Consider the following 6,940-nt stretch of genomic DNA (forward strand, 5'->3'; position numbering starts at 1 on the left):
CTTTTGCCTCCGGCTTCCTTCAGATTCCACCTCACGATGGGACACCCTTACCCTTGGCTAATGGTAGGCGCTCGCCAGCCCCCATTCCGGACTTTCACCGTGTAGATGACGCCCATGCTGGGCGTACGAGCATAAAAGACCGCCGGAAGTTTCTCCGGACGGTCTTTGTCCTGACTGGAATCTATCTCGTCGTCTCCTTCAAAAAGAAAGCACCCACTATAAAATGCAGAGGCTTCTCTTCCTCATTCTGCTGATACAGCATAATAAGCAGCGACTTGCCACGTTTGCCCGAAGCGGCCCCATCCACCAAAGCCTGATTCAGTCCGGCATACGGCACCTCTTCGATATAGGCGAATTTCTGCAGCTCCCTTTCGGTTAAGCGGAGCGCTGCGAATTCGGGAGACACCTCGCCCGCCCGCTCCACCAGCTGCCTGTAGACGGCTGTTCGGTCCGCTTTATGGATCGGCTCCTCCCACCATATTTTACGCGGCTTGTATTTATGGGCAAGCAGATAGTCCGCCTTCATCAGGCCGAGGACCATTTCGGGATTCTTCAGGCCATGGATCTTCAGAAACTGCTGCAGCCTGGCAAACAGATCCTCGAGCTGATGGCCGATGCGCTGCCAGCCCTGTTCCTCCCAGTAATCGCCGAACGCCTGGAAGAAGTCGAACGGGGAAGCAAACTCATGCTTCATCAAATACCGGATCGTATGATCCATCCGGTGGGCATTCCAGTACTTCTCCAGCACATCCTCCAGCCGCTTCAACCGTACCACGTCGGAAAAAGGCAGCCATTCGCTGCTCAAAATTTCGTAAGGAGCGTTGTCCATGTACGTATAATGGTATTTCTCGGCGTCGTGACGGAGTCCGGTGCCCCGCAGCATTTTCAGAAAACCAAGCTGCAGCTCTTCCGGCTCCATGGCGAACACGTCGTTGAACGTCTTGCGGAATGTGTTATAGTCTTCAAGCGGGAGGCCTGCGATCAGGTCCAGGTGCTGGTCGATCCGTCCGCTGTTCTTGATCGTCATCACGGTGCGGGACAGCTTGGCGAAATTTTGTCTGCGCTTGACGAGCTCGTTAGTCGGATCATTCGTCGACTGCACGCCGATTTCAAACCGGAAGATGCCAGACGGGGCATTCTCGGCCAAATAGGCCATCACTTCGGGCCGCATGATGTCCGCGGTAATCTCAAACTGGAACACGCAGCCCTGGTGATTCTCGATCAGAAACTTGAACATCTCCATCGCGTAGCTCCGGTTGATGTTAAACGTCCGGTCCAGAAATTTGATCACCTTCGCACCGTTTTCAATCAGGTACAGAATATCCGATTTCACCCGCTCGATATCGTAATAGCGCACGCCCACCTCGATGCTGGACAGGCAGAACTGGCAGTTGAACGGACAGCCGCGGCTTGTCTCGAAATAAACGATGCGTTTGTTTAAAAAGGGCACGTCCTCCGGAAAACGGTGCGGCGACGGCAGACTGTTCAGGTCAGACTTGGGCCGGCCCGGCATGAGGACAACCTCGCCTTCCTTGCGGTAGGCCAGTCCGTACACAAAGTGAAACTTCCGATCCCCCGAAATCGTCTGCAGCAGGTGGTGAAACGTCTCCTCCCCTTCGCCCATTACGATGTAGTCCACGCCCGGGATACGCCGCATCCAGTACTCCGTATCGTAAGAAACCTCGGGTCCCCCCAGAACGATCTCCGTTTCCGGCATAACCTTCTTCAATATTTCCACAACCTTGATCGTCTCTTCGATATTCCAGATATAGCAGGAGAACCCGACAACGGCAGGCTTGCGGCGGAACAGATCGGAGACGATATTCATTACCGGGTCCTTGATCGTATATTCCGCGAGGTCGATATCGAACTCATGCTGGCTGTAGGCCTTAAGCAGCCGGATAGCCATATTCGTGTGGATGTATTTGGCGTTGAGCGTTGCCACAATGACTTTCATAGGTCACAACCTTCTTTATAAATGAAAAATAGGTTTAAAAATCTTCAATCTCATCGTCCTGCGAACCGCCGCCTTCATTTTGGAAAAAATCAAGAAACGGCTTGCCGTATTTGCGGAACTTCACTTCGCCGACCCCTTTGATCCGCAGCATGTCATGTTCGGTCCGCGGAAGGATGACGCTCATTTCGCGCAGCGTAGCATCATTGAAAATAATATAAGATGGCACATGCTCCTTCTGCGCCAAATCGCGGCGGATCAGGCGGAGCTGCTCGAACACCGTCTCGTTGACGGCGGACGGACCGACATCGTAACCGCTGCCGCCCCGTCTGCCTGACGGCTCCTGGACCGGGCGCGGCGCGCGCTGCATGACCTGGCGCTGTCCCTTCAGCACTTCGGCTGCGCGCGCCTGAAGCCGGACGACCGGATATTGTCCTTCGCTCAGCGCGAGGTAGCCCTCCGCAATAAATTCGTTGATCAGCTCGGCGATTTCCCGCTCCGTTCTGCGCGGCATCATCGCATAGGTCGGCAGCTTGTCGAAGCCGTACTGCAGCACCTTTTTATTCCGCGATCCCTTCAGCACCGAGGCTACCATCGATACGCCGAACCGCTCGCGCATCCGGTGAATGCAGGAGAAGACGATCTGCGCATCGCGCGTCATGTCGATCAGTTCCCGCTCATCAAGACAGGAGCTGCAGAGGCCGCACGGTTTATGGTCGTGCTTCTCCCCGAAATACTCCAGCATCGCCCACCGCAGACAGCGGCTTGAATAGCAGTATTCCACCATCTGTTGCAGCTTGCGGTAATCGTTCCGCTTGCGCCCTTCGTCCTGGGGATTTTGCTCGATCAAAAATTTCTGGGTCATAATATCCTGCGGGCTGAACAGCAATATGCATTCGCTCGGTTCCCCGTCACGGCCCGCCCGGCCCGCTTCCTGAACATAAGCCTCCATGTTCTTCGGCATGTTGTAATGGATGACGTAACGGACGTTGGACTTGTCAATGCCCATGCCAAAAGCGTTCGTCGCCACGATGACGCGGATATCGTCGTACAGGAAGGCTTCCTGCATCGCATCCCGCTCATCGTCCGCAAGGCCGGCGTGGTAGCGGCCCGCCGGGATGCCGGCTTGCTTGAGCCGTTCATACAGGTCGTCGACGTCCTTGCGCGTCGCTGCGTAAATAATCCCCGGCTGCGAGCTGTGGCTCGCCGTGTAGTTCATGATGAACTCCCGCTTGTTTTCGCCACGCAGCACGGACATGGCCAGATTGTCGCGGCCGAGCCCCGTTACGAATACGGCGGGCTCGCGCAGGCGCAGAAGCTTCAGCATGTCTTCCGTCACTTCGGGCGTGGCTGTCGCCGTAAAGGCGCCCACGATCGGTCGCTCCGGCAGACTCTCTACAAAGGGCGCCACCGCCAGGTAGCTGGTCCGGAAGTCGTGGCCCCACTGGGACACGCAGTGCGCTTCATCCACCGCGATGCAGGAGATCGCAAGCTCGCTCATTTCCTGCCGGAACCAGTCCAGCTCCAGACGCTCCGGGGCCACGTAGAGCAGCTTCAGATCGCCGCGCCGGGCGGCACGGATGCGGTCGTTCACTTCTTTTCCCGACAAGGTGCTGTTGATATAGGCTGCCGGAATGCCCATCGCCGTCAGCGCATCGACTTGGTCCTTCATCAGCGAGATGAGCGGCGATATGACCAAAGTTAGTCCGGGATGAAGCAGCGCCGGAATCTGGTAGCAGATCGATTTGCCTCCCCCTGTCGGCATAATGCCGAGCGTATCGTTTCCTGAAAGAAGGCTTTCCACAATTCGCTGCTGCCCTTCCCGAAAATCGGGATAGCCGTAGTATTTCTGCAACAGATCCCGCGCCTCGTTCAGGGTTGGTGCTTGTACATTCATATCATTAAGGCTCCCCATAATAGCTTTGCTATAATCTTGCCGATCACTCCTGAACACAATATCAGGCGGTGATCCCTTCTCTTCCCTAGAAGCTTTCTTCACGCAAATTCAAAACTCTGTATCTATTAAGTTTACCGGGGTTTGATAAATTGGGCAACACAAGAGGCGGTCCGATTCAAAGTCCACAATAACGGAGTATCGCTGACCGCGAGCTTGTCTTTTCCGCCTGGGCTGTTTAATTTTCGGCCGGTTGCCGCCGCATTGACCCGGGCAGGATAATAAAGGTATCATTCCATTATAAAACTAATGCAGGACGGTGCAATGAATCCATGAAATCAAGCGATGCTTCCGGCAAGGGAGCTAAATTATACAGCAAGTCCGTACAGAATCCACTTGGCGAAGAAAAACAGCAAAAAGGAACCGGGAACAAGGCTGCAAAACGTTACGAAAAATCCGGATCTCACGCAGGCGGAAGGCCTGGTGCCAAGCAGGGTGCAAGACCCGGAACCAAGGGCCAAAGCGGCTATCCGGGCAAAAATAGCAAGGGCTCATACCGGCCGGACAAGTCCAAGCTTGCCCGCCATGAGCATGCGGAGGAGGTTCGCGAGGGCGACAGGATCATTGTCACCATCAAACGGCTTGGCATCAACGGGGAGGGGGTCGGCTACTACCGCCGCAAGGCTGTGTTTATTGACGGGGCGATTCCCGGCGAAGTGATTAAAGCGAAGGTTGCCAAAGTCGAGCCCAAATATATGACCGCCGATATGACCGAGATCGAAAAAAGATCGCCTTACCGCATCGACGCCCCCTGCCCTGTTTTTGGCCTTTGCGGGGGCTGCCAGATCCAGCATCTGTCCTATGAAGGCCAGTTAAGAGCCAAGGAAGATCTGGTCCGCGAAGCCTTCGCCCGTTATGCCGGATTGGAAAATATCCGGATGAAGCCGATTCTGGGCATGGAGTATCCGTGGGACTACCGCAACAAGGCCCAGCTTCAGCTCGGCGAACGCCAGGAAGGCGTCGTTGCCGGGCTCTACTCGGCCGGTACTCACGAGCTTATCGACATTACCGGCTGCCCGATCCAGCATCCGGAAGTCAACCGGTCCGTCGACCGGGTGCGCAACGTGCTGCAGGAGCTCCGCATTCCGATCTACAAAGAACGCGGGAACAAAGGGCTGGTTCGCAGCATCGTCGTCCGGCTCGGCTTCCAGTCCCGCCAGCTGCAGGTCACGCTCGTCGCGGTTCATGACCAGATTCCTGAGGAACGGGAGCTTGTGAAGGCCATCCGTTTGGCGCTGCCCGAGGTGACCAGCATCGCGGTTAATGTCAATCCGAAGAACACCTCGCTCATCTTCGGCGACCGTACCCGCATCCTGTGGGGAGCGGAGGCGATTGAAGAATCGCTCGGCGACCTGGAATTCACCTTGTCGCCTCGCGCTTTCTTCCAGCTTAACCCGCTCCAGACGGTCAAGCTGTATGAATCGGTCCGCGCCGCCGCCGCGCTGACCGGCAAGGAAACCGTTGTCGATGCCTACTGCGGCACGGGCACGATCGGCCTGTGGCTTGCGCCGCATGCCCGTGAAGTGCGCGGCATCGAAACCATCCCGGAGGCGGTTCAGGATGCCAAAGCCAACGCGGAGCGAAACGGCCGCGACAACGCCTCCTTCCACACGGGGCGTGCGGAAGAGCTGCTCCCGCGCTGGGTCAAGTCCGGCTTCTCGCCCGACGTGATCATTGCCGACCCGCCGCGGACGGGTCTGGATCCCGCCTTCCTCGAAGCCGTGCTCCGCACGAAGCCGAAACGCTTCGTGTACGTGTCCTGCAATCCTTCTACGCTCGCGAAGGACTGCAAGGTGCTAACCGAAAGCGGCTACAGCCTCGAATGGGCGCAACCTGTGGACATGTTCCCGCAGACGAGCCATGTGGAGTGCTGTTCACTGTTGGTGAGGAAAGACAATTGAATTGAGATGTATTGGCGGACATAAGTGAAGAGGGGAATTATAACCCCTCTTTTGTTTCACTATTATTATCTAGGAGTGGACACTATTTTATGGAGATTAGAAAACCGAACATTGTGGAACTTGAAAACATTTTGAAACTCTCACCACAAGCCTTATTTGAAGGGACATTGGGTAGAGTTAGACCAACAGACGAAAAAATCAAGCAACTTGTTGAGCCACTTTTGGGGAAGGGTTGCTATTACTTAATTGCTACAGAAGAAGATAATTTGATGGGGTGGATTCTAATAGGGTCAAGCAAAGACCAATTCACCGATGAGATGATTGGCTTTATATACGAACTATACGTAACTCAAGTGTTCAGAGGAAAGGGCATCTCTAAGCACCTAATGAAAAGTGCCCTTGAGCACCTGCAATCTGAGGGATACCCTGAGATTCGTCTGGGAGTTTTTGCAGAAAATCATGCTATTCAACTTTATAAGCAAATGGGATTCTCTGAAAGAAACATTACTATGAGTCTGTTAGTAAAGCAAGACTAATAGTTGAGGTGTATTGGCGTTGGTTATCAAGAGAGGAACAAAGTTCCCTCTTTTTTGATTGCAAGTTAATGGTATTGACTGACAATCTGGAAAAATTTAGACCCAAGAACCGAGATTGGTTACGCCCTCATTCCATCGAATGGTATGCACAACTTGGGAAATTTAAAGAACAGTATTCATATCCTTGGAGCTCCACAATTGCCCAACCCAATGCTGAAACAATATTCACAGAAGAAGTACCGCAACTTGTTCAGAATAAAAAAGTATTAGACATCGGATGTGGACATGGAGAGTTCACTATCCAATGGAGCCCAATAGTCAAACCTTTGGTCAGACGACCTCCATTCACGAATGGGTTATAGAGAACTGTCTTTCCGAGGTTGAGCGAATATTCAAAATGAAGGGTGTTTTCAAGGCTTTCTTTTGGCTCTGGGAGAAAATAGGACATACTTTTTTTTGTGTGTTTTTAAATGAGCATTTTGCATAATTCCGTGATTGAGAATTAGACAGCAGAATCTAAGGAGTAGTTGGTGGTGTATTTTCGTCTCAGGTGACTTCGGACATAAAAAAGGGCAGACCTGCAGAATTTCTGTTC

General features: G+C 53.7%; 4 protein-coding genes. 2 read left to right on the forward strand and 2 right to left on the reverse strand.

The genetic code is table 11. From position 1 onward, the window contains the following. Positions 1 to 181 precede the first annotated feature (181 nt). Positions 182 to 1,957: a B12-binding domain-containing radical SAM protein gene (locus K7397_RS20905; RefSeq protein WP_223070511.1), complete on the reverse strand. Its 1,776-nt coding sequence runs from the start codon at positions 1,955 to 1,957 to the stop codon at positions 182 to 184. Between the two features lie 34 nt (positions 1,958 to 1,991). After that, positions 1,992 to 3,851, reverse strand: a complete 1,860-nt coding sequence (gene recQ / locus K7397_RS20910) for a DNA helicase RecQ (protein WP_223070512.1) — start codon at positions 3,849 to 3,851, stop codon at positions 1,992 to 1,994. A 329-nt stretch (positions 3,852 to 4,180) separates the two neighbouring features. Here recQ and rlmD point away from each other — a divergent pair, with 329 nt between their 5' ends. Further along, entirely contained in the window at positions 4,181 to 5,809 is a 1,629-nt protein-coding gene (gene rlmD / locus K7397_RS20915) for a 23S rRNA (uracil(1939)-C(5))-methyltransferase RlmD (RefSeq protein ID WP_223070513.1), read from the forward strand. An 89-nt stretch (positions 5,810 to 5,898) separates the two neighbouring features. Beyond that, a complete protein-coding gene (locus K7397_RS20920) occupies positions 5,899 to 6,345 on the forward strand; it encodes a GNAT family N-acetyltransferase (RefSeq protein ID WP_223070514.1) in 447 nt (148 codons plus the stop codon). Positions 6,346 to 6,940 lie beyond the last annotated feature (595 nt).

It is taken from the genome of Paenibacillus caui, assembly GCF_019904135.1.
In the GTDB taxonomy this organism is placed as follows: domain Bacteria; phylum Bacillota; class Bacilli; order Paenibacillales; family Paenibacillaceae; genus Fontibacillus; species Fontibacillus caui.